This window comes from Streptomyces sp. NPDC051219, from assembly GCF_040682335.1.
In the GTDB taxonomy this organism is placed as follows: Bacteria; Actinomycetota; Actinomycetes; order Streptomycetales; family Streptomycetaceae; genus Streptomyces.
Genome location: NZ_JBFBAS010000035.1, coordinates 1 through 23,168 on the forward strand (window position 1 = coordinate 1; position 23,168 = coordinate 23,168).

Sequence of the window (23,168 nt, forward strand, 5' to 3'; positions counted from 1 at the left end):
CTGGGCCGCCCCCCCCGAGTCGTCGGCTTAACCCCGGGGCGGCGCACGCCACCGGGGCGCCCGGCGGGTCGACCGGCCGGGCGCCCTTCGTGTTGTCCGTTGTACGTGCGTGTAATTACGCTTTGGTGCGGGCCGTGTTGTAGAGCTTGGCCGCCAGTTCGGCAACCTCCTGCTGCTTCATGCTCCCGCCCGTTGCCATCGACGCCAGGTCGATGGCGTTCACCATGCCGTAGGTGCTGTAGTCGACCCAGATGCAGGTCGGGATCTTGAACTCCTTCGGCTCACCGGGCTTGGCATCAGCGTCCGTGTTGATGAACTTGATGTCCTGGCACTTCATCAAAGCGCCCTCGAAGCCTTCCGGCTTGTACTCGGTGGGGCTGCCGACGAGCTCGACCTTGACCTCCGCGTCCTCCTTCTCGGTGTCGGTCTTGATCTCCTCGAAGGCGGCGTCGAGCACCTTCGCCGGGTCGGAGATCTCTCCCCATACACCGATGAAGTTCATGGCCTTGCCCGCGAGCGGGTTGCTCGGATCGGCACCTGCCTGGTACTCGGTGTTGATCTGCTGCGCGTTGGTGACGCCGAGAGCCGCGGCTTCCTTCTTCTCCGTCTCCGTCATCGGCTCCGTCTTGTCGCCCTTGGGGCTCTTCTTGTACTCGCCCACCGTCGCAGGGGGCGTGAGCTTGTACCCCTTGGTGTCGTCGGCCACATCGCCGTTGCCGCCACCGCCCGCCAGGAAGTAGACCCCCGCGCCGACCACCGCGAGTGCGACCACCACCGCGCCGATGATCAGGCCCGTCTTCTTCTTCGGGGCGGCCGGGGGTGGCGGGACCTGGCCGTAGGGGGGCTGCTGGCCGTACGGGCCCGGCTGCTGCGGCTGGCTGTAGCCGCCCTGTTGCGGGTAGCCGTAGCCGGGCTGCTGGGGCGGTACGCCCTGCGGGGCCTGCTGGGGGTAGCCGTAGCCGGGCTGGGGGCCCTGCGGCTGCTGGCCGTAAGGGCCCGGCTGGCCCTGCGGCTGACCGTAAGGACCCGGCTGACCGTACGGCCCGGGCTGCTGAGGCTGCTGCCCACCGTACGGGCCCGGCTGGTTGTAGCTCATTCCTGGTTCCCCTCCAGATACTTATGTGTTCCGAACATCCTGACGGAAGGGGGCGGATGCCGGGGCGCCGGGGGCCACAGCGTTACGGAACATTCCCGTTTCAGTACGGCCCCGTGACACCTCTAAACTGTGCCTCGTGACCGAGAACCCTCAGCAGACTCCAGCGTCCACTCCCGAACTGCCGACCCAGTACGCGCCGGCCGAGGTAGAGGGGAAGCTGTACGAGCGCTGGGTAGAGCGCGGTTACTTCACGGCGGACCCCAAGAGCGAGAAGCCCGCGTACACCATCGTCATCCCGCCGCCGAACGTCACCGGCAGCCTGCACCTCGGGCACGCCTTCCAGCACACGCTCATGGACGCCCTCACCCGTCGCAAGCGGATGCAGGGCTACGAGGCGCTGTGGCTGCCCGGCATGGATCACGCCGGTATCGCCACCCAGAACGTCGTCGAGCGCGAGCTCGCCAAGGAGGGCGTCTCCCGCCACGACCTGGGCCGGGACGCCTTCATCGAGCGCGTCTGGGACTGGAAGGAAGAATACGGCGGCAAGATCCTCGGCCAGATGCGCCGGCTCGGGGACGGCGTCGACTGGTCGCGCGAGCGCTTCACCATGGACGAGGGCCTGTCCAAGGCCGTCCAAACGATCTTCAAAAATCTGTATGACGACGAGCTGATCTACCGCGCCGAGCGCATCATCAACTGGTGCCCGCGCTGTCTGACGGCCATCTCGGACATCGAGGTGGAGTACCAGGACGACGACGGCGAGCTGGTCTCGATCAAGTACGGCGAGGGTGAGGACACGCTCGTCGTCGCGACCACGCGCGCCGAGACGATGCTGGGCGACACGGCCGTCGCCGTCCACCCGGACGACGAGCGGTACGCGCACCTCATCGGCAAGCAGATCAAGCTGCCACTGACGAACCGCACGATCCCGGTCGTCGCCGACACGCACGTGGACCCGGAGTTCGGGACCGGCGCGGTCAAGGTGACGCCGGCCCACGACCCGAACGACTTCGCCATCGGCCAGCGGCACAACCTCGAGTCGCTGACCGTGATGGACGAGCGCGGTATCATCACCGTCCACGGCCCCTTCCAGGGTCTGGACCGCTTCGAGGCCCGCTCGACGATCGTCGGTGCGCTGCGCGCCGAAGGCCGCATCGTCGCCGAGAAGCGTCCCTACACGCACTCCGTCGGGCACTGCTCGCGCTGCAAGACGACGCTCGAGCCGCGGCTGTCCATGCAGTGGTGGGTCAAGGTCGAGCCGCTGGCGAAGGCCGCCGGTGACGCGGTCCGCGACGGCAAGGTGCAGATTCACCCGCAGGACATGTCGAAGCGGTACTTCGACTGGGTCGACAACATGCACGACTGGTGCATCTCGCGCCAGCTGTGGTGGGGTCACCGGATCCCCGTCTGGTACGGGCCGGAGGGCGAGGTCGTCTGCGTCGGCCCCGACGAGCAGCCGCCCGCCGGCGAGGGGTGGACGCAGGATCCGGACGTTCTGGACACCTGGTTCTCCTCGGGCCTGTGGCCGTTCTCGACCCTCGGCTGGCCGGAACAGACGCCGGATCTCGAGAAGTTCTACGCGACCGACGTTCTGCTCACCGGCCACGACATCATCTTCTTCTGGGTCGCCCGGATGATGATGTTCGGCCTGTACGCGATGGACGGCGAGCCGCCGTTCCACACCATCACGCTCACGGGTCTGGTCCGTGACCAGTTCGGCAAGAAGATGTCGAAGTCGTCCGGCACCGCCGTGGACCCGCTGGACTGGATGGACGCGTACGGCTCCGACGCCGTCCGCTTCACCCTGGCCAAGGGCGCCAACCCCGGCACCGACGTTCCGATCGGCGAGGACTGGGTCCAGGCGTCCCGCAACTTCGCCAACAAGATCTGGAACGCGACCCGGTTCGCGCTGATGAACGGCGCGACGGTCGAGGGTGAACTGCCGCCCGCCGAGCAGCTTTCGGCGACCGACCGGTGGATTCTGTCGCGGCTGAACGCCACGGTCGCGGAAGTCGACGCGTATTACGACGACTACCAGTTCGCGAAGCTGGCCGACGCGCTCTACCACTTCGCGTGGGACGAGGTCTTCGACTGGTACGTCGAGCTGTCCAAGACGACGTTCTTCGAGGGCGGCGAGCAGGCGCGGGTCTCCGGCCGGGTGCTCGGTGAAGTTCTCGACGTGACGCTCCGGCTCCTTCACCCGGTGGTGCCCTTCGTCACCGAGACGTTGTGGACCACCCTCACCGGCCGGGAGTCCGTCGTGATCGCCGACTGGCCGAAGGACAGCGGCTTCCGTGACGCAGCCGCCGAGCGGGAGATCGGGAACCTCCAGCAGGTGATCACCGAGGTCCGCCGGTTCCGCGCCGACCAGGGACTGCAGCCCGGTCAGAAGGTCCCGGCCCGGCTGGATCTCTCCGGTACGGAGCTCGCGGCGCACGAGGCGGCCATCCGCCAGCTGCTGCGTCTGCAGCCCGAGGGTGAGGGCTTCAGCGCCACCGCGACCCTGCCGGTGGCCGGAGCGACCGTGGCGCTGGACCTGTCCGGCACCATCGACGTCGCGGCGGAGCGCAAGCGGCTGGCCAAGGACCTCGCGGCGGCCGAGAAGGAGAAGGCCCAGGCCACGGCGAAGCTCGGCAACGAGGCCTTCCTGGCCAAGGCACCCGACAACGTCGTGGACAAGATCCGGGGCAGGCTGGCGAAGGCCGAGGCGGACATCGCCCGTATCCAGGCCCAGCTGGACAGCCTGCCGCAGGCCTAGCGGGTGGCGGGCCCGGCCGCTCCTGCCGGGCCCCTGCCCTCTGAACGCGCATGAACGCCCCCGGACCCTACACATGACACGGTCCGGGGGCCTTCGGGTTCTGGACTCGGCAGGGCGGTAGACGGTCCCGCCGGTGGTTCTCCGTAGACTGGCCCTGTGAGTGAGCAGCCCGACCCCACCGACGGCTTCGACGAGATCGTCGAAGCCGCAACCGACCGTGATCCCGACCTGGCGGTGATCGAGGCCGGGAGCCGCACGCTGCGCACCCAGGCCGGGCCGCCGCAGGGCGACCCCGTGCCTTCCCGGCCGCAGGACCCTGAAGTGGACAAAGCGCTCCGGGAGGTGGAGCAGGAGCTCGCGGGCCGCTGGGGAGAGACCAAACTGGAGCCCTCGGTGTCGCGTATCGCGGCCCTGATGGACCTGCTGGGCGAGCCTCAGCGCGCGTACCCCTCCATCCACATCACCGGTACCAACGGAAAGACCAGCACCGCCCGCATGATCGAGGCGCTGCTCGGTGCCTTCGAGCTTCGCACCGGGCGGTACACCAGCCCGCACGTACAGTCGATCACCGAGCGGATCAGCCTGGACGGGGCGCCGATCGAGGCCACGCGTTTCGTCGAGACGTACAACGACATCAAGCCCTACGTGGAGATGGTCGACGCCGCGCAGGAGTTCCGGCTGTCCTTCTTCGAGGTGCTCACCGGTATGGCGTACGCGGCCTTCGCGGACGCCCCGGTGGACGTGGCCGTCGTCGAGGTCGGTATGGGCGGCAGCTGGGACGCGACGAACGTCATCGACGGCTCGGTCGCCGTGGTAACTCCGATCGACCTGGACCACACCGACCGCCTCGGCGCCACTCCCGGCGAGATCGCCGAGGAGAAGGGCGGCGTCATCAAGCAGGGCGCGACCGTCATCCTCGCTCAGCAGCCGGTGGACGCCGCGCAGGTACTGCTCAGGAAGGCCGTCGAGGTGGACGCCACGGTGGCCCGCGCCGGCATGGAGTTCGGCGTGGTCTCCCGGGAGGTCGCGGTGGGCGGCCAGCGGCTGACGCTGCGCGGCCTCGGCGGTGAGTACGAGGACATCTTCCTGCCGCTGCACGGCGCCCACATGGCGCAGAACGCGGCGGTGGCCCTCGCCGCGGTGGAGGCGTTCTTCGGGATCGGCGCCGAGCAGGCTCGCGCGCTGGACGTCGACACGGTCCGCGACGCCTTCGCCTCGGTGGTCTCGCCGGGTCGCCTGGAGGTCGTCCGGCGCAGTCCGACCGTGATCCTCGACGCCGCGCACAACCCGGCCGGTGCCCGCGCCACGGCGGAGGCGGTCACCGAGGCGTTCGGCTTCAGCCGCCTCGTCGGGGTGGTCGGCGCGAGCGACGGCAAGGACGTGAAGGGTCTCTTCGAGGCCCTCGAGCCGCTGTTCGCCGAGGTCGTAGTGACCCAGAACTCGAGCCACCGGTCGATGGACCCGGACGAGCTCGCGGCCATCGCCGTCGAGGTGTTCGGTCCGGACCGGGTGCAGGTCGAGCCGCGGCTCGACGACGCTCTGGAAGCGGCGATCACCCTCGCCGAGGAGGAGGACGAGTACGCCGGGGCCGGCGTACTGGTCACCGGTTCCGTCATCACGGTCGGCGAGGCCCGGCTGCTCCTGGGGAGGGGCTGACCCATGCGAACACTCTGTGCGAGCACGCTCATCGGCGAGTTCTTCGTGATCGGCTTCGCCGGACTCGTCGCCATGAAGGGCGATCTGTCCGCCGCCACCATCTGGACGGTCTGCGGCATCGGGATGCTGCTGTCCGTGCTGCTCTGCGGGATGCTGAGCCGCCCCGGCGCGGTGCAGACCGGCTGGGTGCTCCAGGCCGGACTGATCGCGAGCGGGTTCGTCGTCACCGAGATGTTCATCCTCGGTGCGGTCTTCGCCGCGCTGTGGTGGGCCTCCGTGCACTACGGGCGCCGGATCGACGAGGCGAAGGCCCGATGGGCCGCCCAGGCCGAACCCCAGGCATCCGCCGGGCCTGACGCAGCGTAACGCCTGACGCTGCGTGACCATTGCCCCGTTCGGCCCTGTAACCTCGGAGCACCCGCTCACCGACGTACGTACAAAGGAGCTCGCCCCGTGAGCCAGCGCACCCTCGTCCTGCTCAAGCCCGACGCCGTACGCCGAGGCCTGGTCGGCGAGATCATCGGCCGGATCGAGCGCAAGGCCGGCTGGACCATCCCCGCGCTGGAGCTGCGCACGCTGGACCACGACACCCTCGAGGCGCACTACGGGGAGCACAAGGGCAAGCCCTTCTACGAGCCGCTTGTGGAGTTCATGTCCTCCGGACCGGTCGTCGCCCTGGTGGTCGAGGGCGAGCGGGTCATCGAGGGCGTCCGGGCCCTGGCCGGCCCGACCGACCCGATCGCCGCCGCGCCCGGCTCGATCCGTGGCGATTTCGGCACCATCGTCCGGGAGAACCTCATTCACGCCTCGGACTCGGAGGAGTCCGCGCAGCGGGAACTGAAGCTGTTCTTCCCTTCCTTTTCCTGACGAGGCATCAGCCATATAGCGCTCACGACCTGGGGCGACCGAAGTAATTTCGGTCGCCCTTCGGTATAGGTACGGTGAACCCGGGAACGCATGGACCCGACGCCACGTCACCATTACTGGGGCGGGTACGTGTTCCGCAGACTTTGACGGAGTCCCCTCGCGCGGTGTCGCACCTGCGGCACTACGATGGACCTTCACCCACACACCCACCTCGCCGACCTACAAGCCAGCAGCTCCACCTGGGAAGGCCAGACGTATCTCCATGGGGAACAACATGTCGTTCATCGGCCGTGACATGGCGATCGACCTCGGGACCGCCAATACGCTGGTGTTCGTCAGGGGCCGGGGGATCGTCCTCAACGAGCCTTCCGTCGTCGCCATCAACACCAACACCGGTGGCATCCTGGCGGTCGGCTCCGAGGCGAAGAAGATGATCGGGCGGACGCCCGGCAACATCGTTGCGGTCCGGCCGCTCAAGGACGGCGTCATCGCCGACTTCGAGATCACCGAGCGGATGCTCCGCTACTTCATCCTGAAGATCCACAAGCGTCGCTATCTGGCGCGTCCCCGTGTCGTCGTCTGTGTCCCCTCCGGCATCACGGGGGTCGAGCGCCGCGCCGTCATCGAGGCATCCACCCAGGCCGGCGCCCGCCAGGTGCACATCATCGAGGAGCCGATGGCCGCGGCGATCGGCGCGGGCCTGCCGGTCCACGAGGCCACCGGAAACATGGTGGTGGACATCGGCGGCGGCACCACCGAGGTGGCCGTCATCTCGCTCGGCGGAATCGTTACGGCTCAGTCGATCCGGGTCGCCGGTGACGAGCTGGACAACGCGATCATCCAGCACATCAAGAAGGAGTACTCCCTCCTCCTCGGTGAGCGCACCGCCGAACAGATCAAGATCACCATCGGCTCGGCGTTCGACCTGGACAAGGACGAACACACCGAGATCCGTGGCCGTGACCTGGTCTCAGGTCTGCCCAAGACCGTCGTCATCTCGGCCGGCGAGGTCCGCAAGGCCATCGAGGAGCCGGTCAACGCGATCGTCGACGCGGTCAAGACCACGCTGGACAAGTGCCCGCCCGAGCTCTCCGGCGACGTCATGGACCGCGGCATCGTCCTCACCGGCGGTGGGGCCCTGCTGCGCGGCCTCGATGAGCGGCTGCGCCGCGAGACCGGTATGCCCATCCACATCGCGGAGGATCCGCTGGACTCGGTGGCGCTCGGGTCGGGCAAATGCGTGGAGGAGTTCGAGGCGCTCCAGCAGGTACTGGACGCTCAGCCCCGCAGGTGACGTGGCGGTCACGTGACGTTTCACCCGAAATCCGCCGTACGGGGCCTGACTTCCCGTGCGGCGGATCGTTGATATACACGCACAGTAATTCCGACGAGGAAGGCACGGCCGCCGCACGTGAGGGACACACGAGAGAGCCGGCTGCTCCTGGTGCTGCTGATCGCCATCGCGTTCGCACTGATCACGGTGGACATCCGCGGTGGAGAGGAGTCGCCGGTCGACGGTGCCCGGCAGGCCGCCGCCAGGGTCTTCGGCCCGGTGGAGAGCGGGGTCGCCTCCGCCGTCGACCCGATCGGCAACGCCATAGGGGCGGTTCGCGACTCCGGTGAGCGCCACAACCGGATCACCGAGCTGGAGCGCGAGAACGCCGCACTGAAGGCCAGGCTCGGCAGCGACGACCGCAACCGCAGCCGCGTCCGCGAGCTCGACGAGATGCTCAAGAAGGCCGGCGCGGGGCAGTACGGAATCAAGGGGGCAGAGGTCATCGCGATAGGAGCGGCCCAGGGCTTCTCCTGGACCGTCACCATCGACGCCGGCAGCAACGACGGGATCGGACGGGACATGACCGTCCTCAACGGCGACGGGCTCGTCGGCCGGGTCACCACCGTCGGGCCGAACACCGCCACCGTCCTCCTCGCCAACGACCCCGACTTCACCGTCGGTACCCGCCTGGAGAACACCGGCGAACTCGGCTTCGCCACGGGCCAGGGCGACCGGGCCCTCCGGGTACAGCTGCTCAACGGAAAGGCCAAGGTCAAGAAGGGCGACCGCCTGGTGACCTTCGGTTCGCGCGGCGCCAAGCCGTTCGTACCCGGTGTACCGATCGGCGAGATCATCCGCGTCGACCCGGCCGGCGGCGACCTGACCCGGACCGTCATGGTCCGGCCGTACGTCGGCTTCAGCAGGCTCGACATCGTCGGCATCGTCGTCCAGCCGCCGCGCGAAGACCCGCGCGACATGGTCCTGCCGCCCAAACCCGCCCCGCCGCAGCCCACGCCCACGGTCACTGTCACGGTCACCCCCTCGGCGGACGCCGTGGCCGACGGCACCGAGCAGTAGGAGCTGAACCTCATGCGCTTCAACCGGATTCTGCTCTCGACCACCCTGGTGGTCGTCGCTCTCGTCGTCCAGGTGACCGTGCTGGCCCGGCTCCAACTCCCCGGCGCCGTCCCCGACCTGGTGCTTCTCACCGTCCTCGCCCTCGCGCTGGTGTACGGACACGTCAGTGGCGCCCTCATCGGCTTCGGCGCGGGTCTCCTCTCCGACCTCGCTCCGCCGGCCGACCACGCCGCGGGGCGCTACGCGCTCGTCCTCTGTGTGACCGGCTATCTGGCGGGCCTCGCCAAGCCGGAGACCGGACGACTGCGCTCCGCCACCGGGCCGATGGCCGTGGTCGTCGCTGCCGCGATCGGCTCGACACTGCTCTACGCGGGCGTGGGCGCCCTGGTCGGTGACACCGCCGCCCGTCATGTGGGCCTTACCGGGCTGTTGTTCACCGCTGTGGTCTACGACCTGGTACTGGCCCCCTTCACCGTTCCGCTGATCATGGCCCTGGCCAGACGCGCCGAGAACGATCCCCTCGCCGAGACCCAGAAGGGCGGCGGCGCCGGCACCGATGTCGCGTCCGGCTGGCTCGCCTCGGGCACCGGGCTGCGTATCGGCAACCAGCGCGGCGGCCTGCGCATCAAGGCCGCGAGGAGCAGGGCGGCAAAGGCGGGACGTATTAAGGGGGTCAAGAGGCTGTGAGGCAGTACCGTCCGGAGCGTCGCCGCCCGGGGCATCACCCGAGGCCCTCCGGGGCCCGTACGACCAGTGGGGGGACGCAGTGAGCAACATTCCCGAGACAGGCCGCACCCCCCGGGTCCAGATCCGGCTCGTCGCCATCCAGGTCCTCGTCTTCTCCCTCCTCCTCACCCTCGGCGGGCGCCTCTGGTACCTCCAGATCCGCAACGGCGAGGAGTACACCGACGAGGCGAAGAACAACCATGTCCAGCAGGTCGTCCAGCCCGCCGTCCGCGGCACGATCCTCGACGCCCGCGGTGTTCCGCTCGCCGACAACGAGACCCGTCTCGTCGTGTCCGCCAGCCGTACCGAGCTGATGAAGATGAAGGACGACGGAAAGGCCGTGCTCGCGCGCCTCGCCGAGGTCCTGGACATGAAGCCCAAGGACGTCGCCGACAAGGTCCGGCTGTGCGACTCCGAGACCCCGCAGCCCTGCTGGAACGGCTCGCCCTACCAGCCGATCCCGGTGACCGACGAGGCCACCACGCAGCAGGCGCTGCAGATCCGGGAGCGCGCGGAGGACTTCCCCGGCATCACCGCGGAGCCCACTGCCGTCCGCCGCTACCCCGCGCCCGGCGGGTCCAACACCGCCCAGGTCCTCGGCTACCTCTCCCCGGTCACCGACGAGGAGATCAAGAAGGCCGAGAACACCCGCTCGCCGCTGTTGCGCTCCGACCAGATCGGCCGCTCCGGCCTGGAGCGGACGTACGACAGCGAGCTGCGCGGCAAGGCCGGCGTCACCCGGTACGAGGTCGACAACCTGGGCCGCGTCATCGGAGAGGCCAACAACGACGAGGCCGTGCCCGGCGCCCATGTCGTCACCAGCATCGACGCGCGGGTGCAGGGGGTCGCCGAGTACCAGCTCAATGCGGCGATGGAGGAAGCCCGCAAGCAGCACGACCGGAACACCAACCAGAACTACAAGGCCGACGCGGGCGCCGTCGTGGTCATGGAGTCGAAGACCGGCCGGGTGGTGGCGATGGCCTCCAACCCGACGTACGACCCGAATGCCTGGGTCGGCGGCATCTCCGGCAAGGACTACGCCAAGCTCACCGGCAAGGACTCCAACTACCCCCTCCTCAACCGGGCCATCCAGGGCCAGGCAGCCCCCGGCTCGATCTTCAAGGTCATTCCGACCACGGCCGCGGTCAACGCGGGCTACGACTTCAACGGCCGCTACCCGTGCCCCAGCTCGTACTCCATCGGCGGCCAGGTCTTCAAGAACTTCGAGTCCCAGGGACACGGCAGCATCAGCCTCGGCAAGGCCCTCGAGGTCTCCTGCGACACCGTCTATTACGCCCTCGCGCACCAGCAGTGGCAGAAGGACGGCGGTAACAAGCCCAAGAAGAACCCGGCGGACTGGTTCTACAAGACCGCCCACCAGTTCGGCCTCGGCAAGGAGACCGGCATCGACCTCCCCAACGAGGTCACCGGCCGTGTCCCCGACCGGAAGTGGAAGAAGGACTTCTGGGAGGCCAACAAGGACGGCTGGTGCAAGCAGGGCAAGAAGGGCGGCACCTACGTCGAGCTGCTCGCCTACGAGAACTGCCTCGAAGGCATGAAGATGCGCGCCGGCGACTCCGTCAACTACTCGATCGGCCAGGGCGACACGCTCGTCACCCCGATCCAGATGGCCACCATCTACGCCGCCATCTCCAACGGCGGCACGATGTACAACCCGAGCGTCGGCAAGGCGGTCATCAGCCCGGACGGCAAGACGGTCCAGGAGATGAAGCCCAAGTCGCACGGCAAGCTGCCGATGGACGCCAAGACGCGCGAGCTGATAGACGAAGCCCTCGAGGGAGTCGCGACCCGCGGTACCGCCGCCTGGCGATTCGGCGGCTGGCCGCAGGACAAGATCCCGATGCACGCCAAGACGGGTACGGCCGAGGTCTACGGCAAGCAGACGACCTCCTGGTTCGCCACCTACACCGACGACTACACGATCGTGATGACGATCTCCCAGGGTGGTACGGGTTCCGGGGCGTCCGGTCCGTTCGTGCGCAACATCTACGACGAGCTCTACGGCTTGGACAAGGAAGGCAACCAGGACCTCGGGAGGGCACTGCTGCCCAAGCCGCAGAAGGAGCTGCCGAAGATCGAGAAGGACGGTTCGATCAACGCGCCGCTGATCAAACCGTACGTCCCGGCGAAGCCCGAGGACGAGAACAAGCAGCAGATCGCGGTCGGGAGGAGGGACTGATGGCCGGTACCCACGGCTTCTCCGTCTCGCGGTACACCCCCGACCGCGGGATCTGGTCCAAGCTCACCGCCCGTGACTCGGTGGTGCGCAGGCTCGACTGGCCGCTGCTCTTCTCGGCGCTGGCGCTGTCCTTCGTCGGCTCACTGCTGGTGTGGTCCGCGACCCGCAACCGCACCCAGCTCAATCAGGGCGACCCGTACTACTTCTTCTTCCGGCACGCCCTGAACACCGGTATCGGCCTGGTGCTGATGATCGGGACGATCTGGCTCGGCCACCGCACCCTGCGCGGAGCCGTCCCGGTTCTCTACGGGCTCTCGGTCGTGCTCGTTCTGCTCGTCCTCACCCCGCTCGGCGCGACCATCAACGGCGCGCACGCGTGGATCGTGCTCGGCGGGGGCTTCTCGCTCCAGCCGTCGGAATTCGTCAAGATCACGATCATCCTCGGCATGGCGATGCTGCTGGCCGCCCGGGTCGACGCCGGCGACCAACTCCATCCCGATCACCGCATCGTCGTCAAGGCTCTGGGCCTGGCGGTCCTCCCCATGGCGATCGTCATGCTGATGCCCGACCTCGGTTCGGTCATGGTGATGGCGGTGATCGTCCTCGGTGTCCTGCTGGCCTCCGGTGCCTCCAATCGCTGGGTCTTCGGCCTGCTCGGCGCGGGCGCCGTGGGCGCCGTCATGGTCTGGCAGCTCGGAGTCCTCGACGAGTACCAGATCAACCGCTTCGCCGCGTTCGCCAACCCGGAGCTCGACCCGGCCGGTGTCGGCTACAACACCAACCAGGCGCGGATCGCGATCGGCTCGGGCGGCCTCACCGGCACGGGCCTGTTCAAGGGCTCGCAGACCACCGGCCAGTTCGTGCCGGAGCAGCAGACCGACTTCGTGTTCACCGTCGCGGGCGAGGAACTGGGCTTCCTGGGCGCGGGACTGATCCTGCTGCTGCTGGGCGTGGTGCTGTGGCGTGCCTGCCGGATCGCTCGCGAGACGACCGAGTTGTACGGCACGATCGTCGCCGCCGGGATCATCGCCTGGTTCGCGTTCCAGTCCTTCGAGAACATCGGCATGACGCTCGGCATCATGCCGGTGGCGGGCCTCCCGCTGCCGTTCGTCTCGTACGGCGGATCCTCGATGTTCGCGGTCTGGGTGGCCATCGGACTGCTGCAGTCCATCCGAGTGCAACGTCCGCTGTCGGCGTAGACCTGCCAACGGAAGTCATTCGCGACTAAATTCGGTCTATGGCGGACACGAAGCGCGAGATCGAGCGGAAATTCGAGTTCACTGCGGCCGATGGCGAGATGCGGCTGCCCGATCTGACCGAGATGGCCGGGGTCGCGGCCGTCATCGACCAAGGCGTCATGGAACTCGACGCCACCTATTACGACACCCAGGACGGGCGGCTCGCCGCCCACGCCATCACGCTGCGCCGTAGAAACGGTGGATCCGACGAGGGCTGGCACCTCAAGCTGCCGGTGGCGCCGGACGTGCGGGACGAGATCCATGTCCCGCTCACCGCCGGGGTCGAGGGCGGGGGCGTCCCGCACGAGCTCCGAGAGCTCGTACGCTCCCGGGTCCGTGACGCCGAACTCGTCCCGCGGGTACGCCTGCGTACCACCCGCCACGTACTCCACCTGGAGGACGGTGACGGCAGGCTGCTCGCCGAAGTGAGCACGGACCAGGTCCGCGCGGAACGTCTCGAGCCCGGCGGCGGTACGGCCGAGTGGACCGAGATCGAGGTCGAGCTCGCGGACGGCGGCGACGCCTCGTTCCTCGACGCCGTGGAGAAGAAGCTCCGCAAGGCCGGCGCACGGGTCTCGGACTCCCCGTCGAAGCTGGCCCGCGCCCTGGCGGAGACGGAGCCCGCGGCTGCGGATCGCAAGGCCGCTTCGGCCGAGCCCGCAGGCGGTGCCGGCAAGAAAACCGCCGGCAAGGACACCGCCGGGAGCCATGTCCTTGCCTACCTGCGTGCGCAGGTCGCGGCGATCGTCGAGTACGACCCGGCCGTGCGACGGGATCTGCCCGACTCGGTGCACCAGATGCGGGTCGCCAGCCGCCGGATGCGCAGCGCCTTCAAGACGTACCGGAAGGTCCTCGACCGGACCGTCACCGACCCCCTCGGCGATGAGCTCAAGTGGCTCGGCGCGGAGTTGGGGGTCGACCGGGACCTGGAGGTACTGACCGAGCGGCTGGAGTCCCGGATCGCCGAGGTACCCGAGACCCTGCGGCTCGGCCCCGTCAGCAGCCGGGTGCGGATCTGGAGCGTGTCGCGCCGCACCGGTTCCCGCCGCAGGACCCTCGAAGTACTGGACAGCAAGCGGTACCTGGCGCTGCTGGACGCGCTCGACGCACTGCTCGCCGCCCCGCCGCTGCGGCCCGCCGCTTCCCGGTCCCCTCACAAGGTGCTCCCGAAGGCCGTGCTCAAGGACTACGGCCGGCTGGCAGGCCGGGTCGAGCACGCTCTCTCCCTCGACCCGGGCCAGGAGCGCGACGTGGCGATGCATGAGGCCCGCAAGGCCGCCAAGCGGGCCCGCTATGCCGCCGAGCTGGCGCAGCCGGCGCTGGGCAAGCCCGCCAAACGGTTCGTGAAGCGGATGAAGGCCGTACAGACCCTGCTCGGCGACCACCAGGACAGTGTCGTCGCCCGGGAGTCTTTGCGGACACTGGCCATCCAGGCGCATGCGGCGGGCGAGAGCGCCTTCACCTGGGGCCTGCTGTACGGACACGAGGAGGCGCAGGCGGTGGAGAGGGAGCGGGAGCTGCCGAAGGTGTGGGCGAAGGCGTCGCGACCCGCGCTGCGCGACGGGCTCACCGGGTAACCGGACGGCCGGCCGATCGTTTCGTCTGTGTACGGTTTCCTCGCCGATGCGGGGGTGATCCTGGCCGGACGCCCGACGATCCGATCGTGCTTGCGCCTTCCCCGCCAATGCCGGGGTCCGACAGCCGTGCCTGGGGGCGGCTCAGACCGCGTTACGCTAGAGAGTCGTCCCCTGCCAGCTCATGAAGGTCCTGAGATGTCTGCTGCCGAGTCGGTCTTCCCACAGCTCGAAGCTCTGCTGCCGCATGTGCAGAAGCCCATCCAGTACGTCGGCGGTGAGCTCAACTCCACCGTCAAGCCGTGGGAGAGCTGTGACGTCCGCTGGGCCCTCATGTACCCGGACGCGTACGAGGTCGGACTGCCCAACCAGGGCGTCATGATCCTCTACGAGGTCCTCAACGAGCGCGAGGGTGTACTCGCCGAGCGCACCTACAGCGTGTGGCCCGACCTTGAGGCGCTGATGCGCGAGCACCGGGTCCCGCAGTTCACTGTGGACAGCCACCGCCCTGTACGCGCCTTCGATGTCTTCGGGCTGAGCTTTTCCACCGAGCTCGGCTACACCAACATGCTCACCGCCCTGGATTTGGCGGGCATCCCGCTGGAGGCGCGCGACCGCACGCCCGACGATCCGATCGTGCTCGCGGGCGGCCACGCCGCGTTCAACCCGGAGCCGATCGCGGACTTCATCGACTGCGCCGTGATCGGCGACGGCGAGCAGGCCGTCCTCGACATGACCGAGATCATCCGCGCCTGGAAGGCCGAGGGCCGTCCGGGCGGGCGCGACGAGGTCCTGTTCCGCCTCGCGAAGACCGGCAATGTCTACGTACCGCGCTTCTACGACGTCGAGTACCTGCCCGACGGCCGGATCGCCCGGGTCGTACCGAACAGGTCCGGCGTGCCGTGGCGCGTGTCCAAGCACACTGTGATGGACCTCGACGAGTGGCCGTACCCGAAGCAGCCGCTGGTCCCGCTCGCCGAGACCGTCCATGAGCGGATGTCGGTCGAGATCTTCCGCGGCTGTACCCGCGGCTGCCGTTTCTGCCAGGCCGGCATGATCACGCGCCCCGTGCGGGAGCGAAGCATCACCGGCATCGGCGAGATGGTCGAGAAGGGTCTGAAGGCGACCGGCTTCGAGGAGGTGGGCCTGCTCTCGCTGTCCTCCGCGGACCACAGCGAGATCGGCGACATCGCCAAGGGCCTCGCGGACCGGTACGAGGAAGACAAGATCGGCCTGTCGCTGCCCTCCACCCGGGTGGACGCGTTCAACGTCGATCTGGCCAACGAGCTGACCCGCAACGGCCGTCGGTCCGGACTGACCTTCGCCCCCGAGGGCGGATCGGAGCGCCTGCGCAAGGTCATCAACAAGATGGTCTCGGAAGAGGACCTGATCCGTACGGTCTCCACGGCGTACGGCAACGGCTGGCGCCAGGTGAAGCTGTACTTCATGTGCGGCCTGCCGACCGAGACCGACGAGGACGTACTCCAGATCGGCGACATGGCGGTCAAGGTCATCGCCGAGGGCCGCAAGGTCTCCGGGCAGAACGACATCCGCTGCACGGTGTCGATCGGTGGCTTCGTACCCAAGCCGCACACCCCGTTCCAGTGGGCCCCGCAGCTCTCCGCCGAGGAGACGGACGCCCGCCTGGAGAAGCTCCGCGACAAGATCCGCGGCGACAAGAAGTACGGACGCTCCATCGGCTTCCGCTACCACGACGGCAAGCCGGGCATTGTCGAGGGCCTGCTCTCACGCGGTGACCGCCGTATCGGCTCGGTCATCCGGGCCGTGTACGAGTCGGGCGGCCGGTTCGACGGATGGCGCGAGCACTTCAGCTACGACCGCTGGATGGAGGCCGCCGCGAAGACGCTGCCCGAGTTCGGGGTGGACGTCGCCTGGTACACGACGCGTGAGCGTACGTACGAGGAGGTCCTGCCCTGGGACCACCTGGACTCCGGTCTCGACAAGGACTGGCTCTGGGAGGACTGGCAGGACGCACTCGACGAGACCGAGGTCGAGGACTGCCGCTGGACCCCGTGCTTCGACTGCGGCGTCTGTCCTCAGATGGACACTCAGATTCAGATCGGCCCGACCGGTAAGAAACTGCTGCCGCTGACGGTCGTCAAGTAGGTCTGCCACTCGGTCTCCACATGCGGAGGCCCTCACCGCAACGGTGGGGGCCTCCGCTGCGTCTACGCCCACATGGAACCCGAGAAGCGGCAGGCCGAAGGCTGTCTGACGGCTGTCGTCAGAATCCCGGTACGGATCGTGGTGCTGGTCGTGGTCCTGCCCGTTCGGATGGCGTGGGACCTCCTCGTGGTGTGCGCGAGGTCGGTCGACCGCGCGATGCTCCGGCCGGCAGGCCGCGCGCTGGCGTGGCTGTTCGCCGTGGTCGTCGTGGTGCCGGTGTGGTGGCTGTACGAGCGGGTGCTGACTCCGTTGGGTCACGGTCTCGGGTGGCTGGCGCGGGGTGTGGGTGTGGGGCTGGTGTGGGTGGCCCGTGTGTTGTTCGTGTGGCCGTGGGTGGCGTTGTGGCGGTGCGTGCTGGTGCCGTCGGCGGTGTCCGTGTACCGGTGTCTACTCGCGCCGTTGGGTCACGGTCTCGGGTGGCTGGCGCGGGGTGTGGGTGTGGGGCTGGTGTGGGTGGCCCGTGCGTTGTTCGTGTGGCCGTGGGTGGCGTTGTGGCGGTACGTGCTGGTGCCGTCGGCGGTGTCCGTGTACCGGTGTCTGCTCGCGCCGTTGGGTCACGGTCTCGGCTGGCTCGGCAGAGTGGTCGTCGTGGCGCCCGCTGTCGCCCTGTACCGCTGGGTGCTGGCCCCCGTGGGCCGGGAGATCGCCGACGCACTCGGCCATGCCTGGCGCATCGCCGGCCATGTCTCCCGTGCCGTGGGACGCGGACTGAAGTGGCTCGCCTGGAATCTCGTCGGACGCCCGGTCGTTTCGGCCTACCGCAACGTGCTGGCACCCTTTGGGCACCTGATCCGCGACAGCCTGTGGGCACCCGCCGCGCGGGCCGCCGCCGAGGCGGGCGGGGCCGCGCGGGCAGCGCTGATGTCGGCGCGTGAGACGGTACGGCAGGCCCGCGCCGACGCCTGGCGGACGCTGGTCGGCGGGAAGGCCCGGCCGAAGGGTGTGGAACCGGTAGCGCCACCGGCGCGTACTCTGGGTAGTACAGCTATCGCCGCCGGCGCGGCGCCCGGTCCCGAGATCTCCCTGCACAAGCGGGGGTGAGCCGGACGGGGACGACGCCGAGGCGGCACCGTCCTGACGTCCCGAGGGCGGCGCGCGAGAGCGCCGCCCCGCACCGAGGAGAAGAACCACTGGGCAAGCGACAGCCCGAAGGCCCGCCGCCCGCACCGGCAGTGCAGCGCGTCCGGCTGCGCTACACCAAGCGCGGCCGCCTCCGGTTCACCAGCCACCGTGACTTCCAGCGCGCCTTCGAGCGGGCCCTGCGCCGAGCCGAAGTGCCCATGGCGTACTCGGCCGGCTTCACCCCGCACCCCAAGGTGTCGTATGCCAATGCCGCACCCACCGGCACGGGCAGCGAGGCCGAATACCTGGAGATCGCCCTCACCGAGTCCCGCGACCCCGACAAACTGCGTGAGCTGCTCAACGAGTCGCTGCCGGACGGACTCGACATCACCGACGCCGTGGAGGCCCGTACTTCGGGACTTGCCGAGCGGCTGACCGCCTCCGTGTGGGAGCTGCGCCTGGACGGCGTCCCGCTCGGGGACGCGGAGCGGGCCGTCAAGGTCTTCCTGGCCGCCGAGACCGTCGAGGTCCAGCGCCGTACCAAGAACGGCATGCGCAGCTTCGACGCGCGCGGCGCCGTTGCGGGTCTGCAGGCGCTTCCTCACCAGGCTGATAGGCCGGTGGACGACGCCTGTGCGATACTGCGGCTGGTAGTACGGCACCTGACACCTGCCGTGCGACCCGACGACGTCCTGTCCGGTCTCCGAGCTGTGGCCGACCTGGCGCCGCCGGTCCCCGCTGCGGTGACCAGGCTGGCGCAGGGGCTCTTCGACGAGGAGTCCGGCACGGTGACCGACCCGCTCGCGCCCGACCGCGAGGCAGTCATGGCCGCCCCACCCACGGCCGCCGGACTCGCCGCCGCGAAGGCGCCGAAAGGTTCCGCGTAAAAGCGGTCGTCGTTCGGCGCAGCCCTGGTACTCGGGAGCCACCTGGGTCGGGCAGCGCACTGACCTGAAGACTTTCGCCAGGCCGTACGCATTACGTACGGAACCGGCGAGCTAGACACAGCTCCCGTGCGGCGCCCGCGCCCCGGACGGCGGTTCCGCGTTCCACGCGGACCGTTGCGGACCGGAATGAGGCGTGGCGCCCGGGAGCGCGACGGGAGAACCGCCCGCATGCTTGAGCCGATCGAATCCAATGAGCCGGCGCACAACAGCGCCGCAGACGACAGTCCCAGCGACACCCTGCCCGCGCGCCGCCGGCGTCGCGCGGCGTCCCGCCCCGCGGGGCCGCCGGTCGCGGCCGGAAACGGCCCCGGAGCAGAAGCCGTGACACCGGACGCGGCCGATGCCGCCTCCGGTGGCGAGGCCGCCGCCGAGACCGAGGCCGCGCCCCCGGCGCGTGCCCGCCGTCGGGCGACCCGGAAGGCGACCGCACCCGCGGGAGCGCACGTGGCCGCCGAGAGCGAGAGCCCGGCGTCCGTGACCGAGGCCGCGCCCGAGACCGGGCCCGCAGCAGCTGACGTGACCGCCGGCGAGGCCGCCGCCGAGCCCGCCGCCCCGGCCCGAACGCGTCGTCGTGCCACCCGGAAGGCGACCGCGGCCGCCGCTGCGCCGGAGCCCGTCGAGCCCGCCGAGGGCCCCGAGACCGAGACAGCGGTTGAGGACGAGGAGCCCGTGTTGGCCCCTGCCGTAGTCGAGGCCGAGCCCGAGACCGCGCCGCCCGCTCGTGCCCGTCGTCGCGCCACCCGCAAGGCGACCGCGCCCGCCGGTGCGCCGAAGGCCGCCGAGAGCGAGACCGCGCCCGACGTGGAGGCCGAGGCCGCTGCCGCGGCCGAGGTCGTGACGGCCGCCGAGGCCGCCGTCGAGCCTGCCGCCCCGGCGCGTACGCGTCGTCGTGCCACCCGCAAGGCGACCGCCCCGCAGGCCGAGGTACCCGCCGCCGAGATCGAGGCCGGCGAGCGTATGCCCGCGGACGCCGCTGCCGGGATCGCAGCCGAGATCGCCGAGGAGCCGGCCGCCGAGGAGCCCGCCGCCGAGGAGGGGACGCGCAGCCGCCGTCGCCGCCGTGCCGCCGAGCCCGAGGGCGAAGCCGTCGCCGAAGCCGTCACCGTGGCAGACGCCGTGGACGCGCCCCAGGGCCGCGGCCGCCGCCGTGCGACGCGCCAGCCGGTGACCCCCGCACCGCAGCCCGCGGCCCCGGCCGAGGCCGAGGCCGAGGCCGAGGCCGAGGAGAGTGCGCCGGGCCGTTCACGCCGCCGTGCGGCGCGCCCGGCTGTCGCCGTGTTCCAGGCGCCCGTCTTCGCCGAGCCGATGTTCCAGACCCCTGAGACCGCGGCGGCCGCCGCTGCCGCCGAGGCGGCGGAGCGTGCGGAGTCTTCGGACGAGGAGGCGGCGGCCCCCGCGCCGCAGACCGCCTCGCGCCGTCGCCGCCGTCGCGGTGGTGCGGCCGAGCCGGAGCCGGCTGTCGAGCCCGCGCCCGCTGCCGCTGCCGCTGCCGCGCCTGCCGAGCCGGAGGCCGAGGGGCCCGTCGAGGACGAGCACGAAGGTGAGGAGTCGGACGAGTCCGGCGACCGCCCCGCGCGTCGCCGCCGCCGTGGTGGCCGCCGTCGTCGCCGTGGCGAGTCCGCCGACTTCGACGAGGCCGGCGAGGGCGAGGAGGGGCAGGACGCCGAGGGCGCTGCCGACCAGGACGAAGAGGAGCAGGACGAGCGGGCCGAGGACGAGGACGAGGGTTCGTCCGCGACCGGGTCGGCCTCCAGCCGTCGTCGCCGTCGCCGTCGCCGTCGCAGCGGAGACGCCGGTCCCGAGGCCGAGACCGGTGCCGACGACCCGGAGCGCACGATCGTCAAGGTCCGCGAGCCGCGTCCGTCCCGTAAGAGCGAAGAGCCGTCCGACGAGGTGCAGTCCATCAAGGGCTCGACCCGTCTGGAGGCGAAGAAGCAGCGCCGCCGTGAGGGACGCGAGCAGGGCCGCCGCCGGGTGCCGATCATCACCGAGGCGGAGTTCCTGGCGCGCCGCGAGGCCGTCGAGCGCGTCATGGTCGTCCGTCAGACCGGCGAGCGCACCCAGATCGGCGTCCTCGAGGACAACGTGCTCGTCGAGCACTACGTCAACAAGGAGGAGTCGACCAGCTACGTCGGCAACGTCTACCTGGGCAAGGTGCAGAACGTACTGCCGTCCATGGAGGCCGCGTTCATCGACATCGGCAAGGGCCGCAACGCGGTCCTGTACGCCGGTGAGGTCAACTTCGAGGCGCTGGGCATGGCCAACGGCCCGCGCCGCATCGAGTCCGCGCTCAAGTCCGGCCAGTCGGTGCTCGTCCAGGTGACGAAGGACCCGATCGGCCACAAGGGCGCCCGCCTCACCAGCCAGGTCTCACTGCCCGGCCGCTACCTCGTCTACGTGCCCGAGGGCTCGATGACCGGGATCAGCCGCAAGCTGCCCGACACCGAGCGCGCGCGTCTGAAGACCATCCTCAAGAAGATCGTCCCCGAGGACGCGGGCGTCATCGTGCGTACGGCCGCGGAGGGCGCGAGCGAGGACGAACTGCGCCGCGACGTCGAGCGTCTGCAGTCGCAGTGGGAGGACATCCAGAAGAAGGCGAAGAGCGGCGGCGCCTCGAACGCGCCGACCCTGCTGTACGGCGAGCCGGACATGACCGTCCGGGTCGTGCGCGACATCTTCAACGAGGACTTCACCAAGGTCATCGTCAGCGGTGACGAGGCGTGGGAGACGATCCACGGGTACGTCAGCCATGTCGCCCCGGACCTGAGCGACCGGCTGTCCAGGTGGACCTCCGAGGTCGACGTCTTCGCCTCGTACCGGATCGACGAGCAGCTGATGAAGGCGCTGGACCGCAAGGTCTGGCTGCCGAGCGGCGGTTCGCTCGTGATCGACAAGACCGAAGCCATGGTCGTGATCGACGTCAACACCGGCAAGTTCACCGGTCAGGGCGGCAACCTCGAGGAGACCGTCACCAGGAACAACCTGGAGGCGGCCGAGGAGATCGTGCGCCAGCTGCGGCTGCGCGACCTGGGCGGCATCGTCGTCGTCGACTTCATCGACATGGTGCTGGAGTCCAACCGCGATCTGGTGCTGCGGCGCATGCTGGAGTGCCTCGGCCGCGACCGTACGAAGCACCAGGTCGCCGAGGTCACTTCGCTGGGCCTGGTCCAGATGACCCGTAAGCGGGTCGGCCAGGGCCTGTTGGAGTCGTTCTCCGAGTCCTGCGTCCACTGCAACGGCCGTGGCGTGATCGTGCACATGGAGCAGCCGACCGCCGCCGGTGGCGGGGGCGGTGGCAAGCGTGCCAAGAAGCGCGCCCGTGGTGGTGTTCAGGAGCACACGCACGAGCACGAACTGCTGACGGCCGACACCGGGACGGAGGCCGAGGCCGAGTCCGAGGCCGAGGTCGCCGCCGAGCTGGCCGTCCCGAAGGCGCTGCCCGAGCCCGACTTCTCGATGGACGAGGAGCTGTTCAGCAGCGTCGCGGAGGCCGAGGCCGCCGCGGGCCTGGTGGGCGGACGCGGCCGTTCGCGCCGCCGGGCGACCCGGAAGGCGACCGCGCCCGCCGGTGCGCCGAAGGCGGCGGAGCCGGTGTCCGAGCCGGTTGCGGAGCCGGTGTCCGAGCCCGCGGCCGAGGCCGTGCAGGTCTCCGAGCCCGTCCAGGTCTCCGAGCCCGCACCGGTCGTCGAGGCCGCCCCGGTCGAGGCCCCCGTGGCCGTGCCTGTGGAGGCCGTCGTCGAGGAGGCCGCGCCGCAGGGCCGGACCCGTCGCCGGGCCACTCGTAAGGCCACGGCGCCGGCGGGTTCGCCGAAGCCTGCGGAGGAGGCGGCCCCCGAAGCTGCCGCCGAGATCGTCATCGAGGCACCGGCTCCGGTCGCCGCCCCGGTTGCCGTCGAGGCTCCGCAGGAGCCGGTGGCTTCCGAGGCGCCGGAGCAGCCGGAGCCGGCCGCACCCCGTGCACGGCGCCGGGCGACCCGCAAGGTCACCGCCCCCGCCGGATCGCCGGCCGGCGCGGCCGAGGCCGCCGTCCTCGTGGTGGAGGCCGAGCCCCAGGCGGGGTCGCAGGCCGAGCCGGAGTCCGAGCCGGAGGCGGATGCCGCCGTGGCGAAGAAGACGGCGCGCAAAACGGCCAAGAAGGCCACGGCGAAGAAGGCTGTGACCAAGAAGACGGCCGCCAAGAAGACCGCGGCCAAGAAGACGACCGCCAAGAAGGCGACGAAGAAGGCCGTCGCCGCGGAACAGCAGGCGCAGTCGTCGGTGTCGGCTTCGGCACAGGACTGAGCAAGGAAGCGGTCCGCCCCCGATTGACGGGGGTGGACCGCTTTTCCGTGGCAGAATCGTTGTCTTTACGCGTTTGCAACCCGCGATTTACCCCATGAAATTCCTGATAATGTGACGCCGGTCGTTGCCGACTAGTGCCTCCCCACGGAGACTGCCGTCGGCGAACCGGTCCCGGTCCGGGACGAACCGGTCCTGAAATTCCTCGGTAGGGCGTCGGCTTTGT

Annotated in this window: 15 protein-coding genes; 14 read left to right on the forward strand and 1 reads right to left on the reverse strand. The window is 69.8% G+C overall.

The annotated features are described in order from the left end of the window. Positions 1-115: 115 nt before the first annotated feature. Positions 116-1,096, reverse strand: a complete 981-nt coding sequence (locus tag AB0M62_RS28545; protein ID WP_366077176.1) for a hypothetical protein — start codon at positions 1,094-1,096, stop codon at positions 116-118. 136 nt (positions 1,097-1,232) lie between these two features. Between AB0M62_RS28545 and AB0M62_RS28550 the strand changes: the two genes are divergently transcribed. From AB0M62_RS28550 to AB0M62_RS28615, 14 genes are all read left to right on the forward strand, one after another. Beyond that, complete coding sequence (locus AB0M62_RS28550; RefSeq protein WP_366077177.1) at positions 1,233-3,854, forward strand: valine--tRNA ligase; 2,622 nt, start codon at positions 1,233-1,235, stop codon at positions 3,852-3,854. Between the two features lie 156 nt (positions 3,855-4,010). Further along, positions 4,011-5,510 carry a folylpolyglutamate synthase/dihydrofolate synthase family protein gene (locus AB0M62_RS28555; protein ID WP_366077178.1) on the forward strand — a complete coding sequence of 500 codons (1,500 nt, stop codon included), beginning with the start codon at positions 4,011-4,013 and terminating at the stop codon, positions 5,508-5,510. Between the two features lie 3 nt (positions 5,511-5,513). Next, the gene (locus tag AB0M62_RS28560) at positions 5,514-5,876 is read left to right on the forward strand and encodes a DUF4233 domain-containing protein (protein ID WP_366077179.1); all 363 of its coding nucleotides are present in this window, start codon (positions 5,514-5,516) and stop codon (positions 5,874-5,876) included. Between the two features lie 87 nt (positions 5,877-5,963). Continuing rightward, positions 5,964-6,377: a nucleoside-diphosphate kinase gene (gene ndk / locus AB0M62_RS28565; RefSeq protein WP_366077180.1), complete on the forward strand. Its 414-nt coding sequence runs from the start codon at positions 5,964-5,966 to the stop codon at positions 6,375-6,377. A 274-nt stretch (positions 6,378-6,651) separates the two neighbouring features. After that, entirely contained in the window at positions 6,652-7,671 is a 1,020-nt protein-coding gene (locus AB0M62_RS28570; RefSeq protein WP_366077219.1) for a rod shape-determining protein, read from the forward strand. A 117-nt stretch (positions 7,672-7,788) separates the two neighbouring features. Beyond that, positions 7,789-8,730 carry a rod shape-determining protein MreC gene (mreC, locus tag AB0M62_RS28575; RefSeq protein WP_366077181.1) on the forward strand — a complete coding sequence of 314 codons (942 nt, stop codon included), beginning with the start codon at positions 7,789-7,791 and terminating at the stop codon, positions 8,728-8,730. A 12-nt stretch (positions 8,731-8,742) separates the two neighbouring features. Continuing rightward, entirely contained in the window at positions 8,743-9,417 is a 675-nt protein-coding gene (gene mreD, locus AB0M62_RS28580; RefSeq protein WP_366077182.1) for a rod shape-determining protein MreD, read from the forward strand. A 79-nt stretch (positions 9,418-9,496) separates the two neighbouring features. After that, on the forward strand, positions 9,497-11,656 hold the full coding sequence (mrdA, locus tag AB0M62_RS28585) for a penicillin-binding protein 2 (RefSeq protein ID WP_366077183.1): 2,160 nt from the start codon (positions 9,497-9,499) through the stop codon (positions 11,654-11,656). Then, entirely contained in the window at positions 11,656-12,855 is a 1,200-nt protein-coding gene (gene rodA, locus AB0M62_RS28590; RefSeq protein WP_366077184.1) for a rod shape-determining protein RodA, read from the forward strand. The genes mrdA and rodA overlap by 1 nt, the downstream gene beginning before the upstream one ends. Positions 12,856-12,893: 38 nt before the next feature. After that, a complete protein-coding gene (locus AB0M62_RS28595; RefSeq protein ID WP_366077185.1) occupies positions 12,894-14,471 on the forward strand; it encodes a CYTH and CHAD domain-containing protein in 1,578 nt (525 codons plus the stop codon). Between the two features lie 195 nt (positions 14,472-14,666). Beyond that, the gene (locus AB0M62_RS28600) at positions 14,667-16,595 is read left to right on the forward strand and encodes a TIGR03960 family B12-binding radical SAM protein (RefSeq protein WP_366077186.1); all 1,929 of its coding nucleotides are present in this window, start codon (positions 14,667-14,669) and stop codon (positions 16,593-16,595) included. A gap of 72 nt (positions 16,596-16,667) precedes the next feature. Next, positions 16,668-17,696 carry a hypothetical protein gene (locus AB0M62_RS28605; protein ID WP_366077187.1) on the forward strand — a complete coding sequence of 343 codons (1,029 nt, stop codon included), beginning with the start codon at positions 16,668-16,670 and terminating at the stop codon, positions 17,694-17,696. Between the two features lie 131 nt (positions 17,697-17,827). After that, positions 17,828-18,604: a TIGR03936 family radical SAM-associated protein gene (locus AB0M62_RS28610; protein WP_366077188.1), complete on the forward strand. Its 777-nt coding sequence runs from the start codon at positions 17,828-17,830 to the stop codon at positions 18,602-18,604. A 228-nt stretch (positions 18,605-18,832) separates the two neighbouring features. Continuing rightward, a complete protein-coding gene (locus AB0M62_RS28615) occupies positions 18,833-22,945 on the forward strand; it encodes an Rne/Rng family ribonuclease (RefSeq protein ID WP_366077189.1) in 4,113 nt (1,370 codons plus the stop codon). Positions 22,946-23,168: the final 223 nt, after the last annotated feature.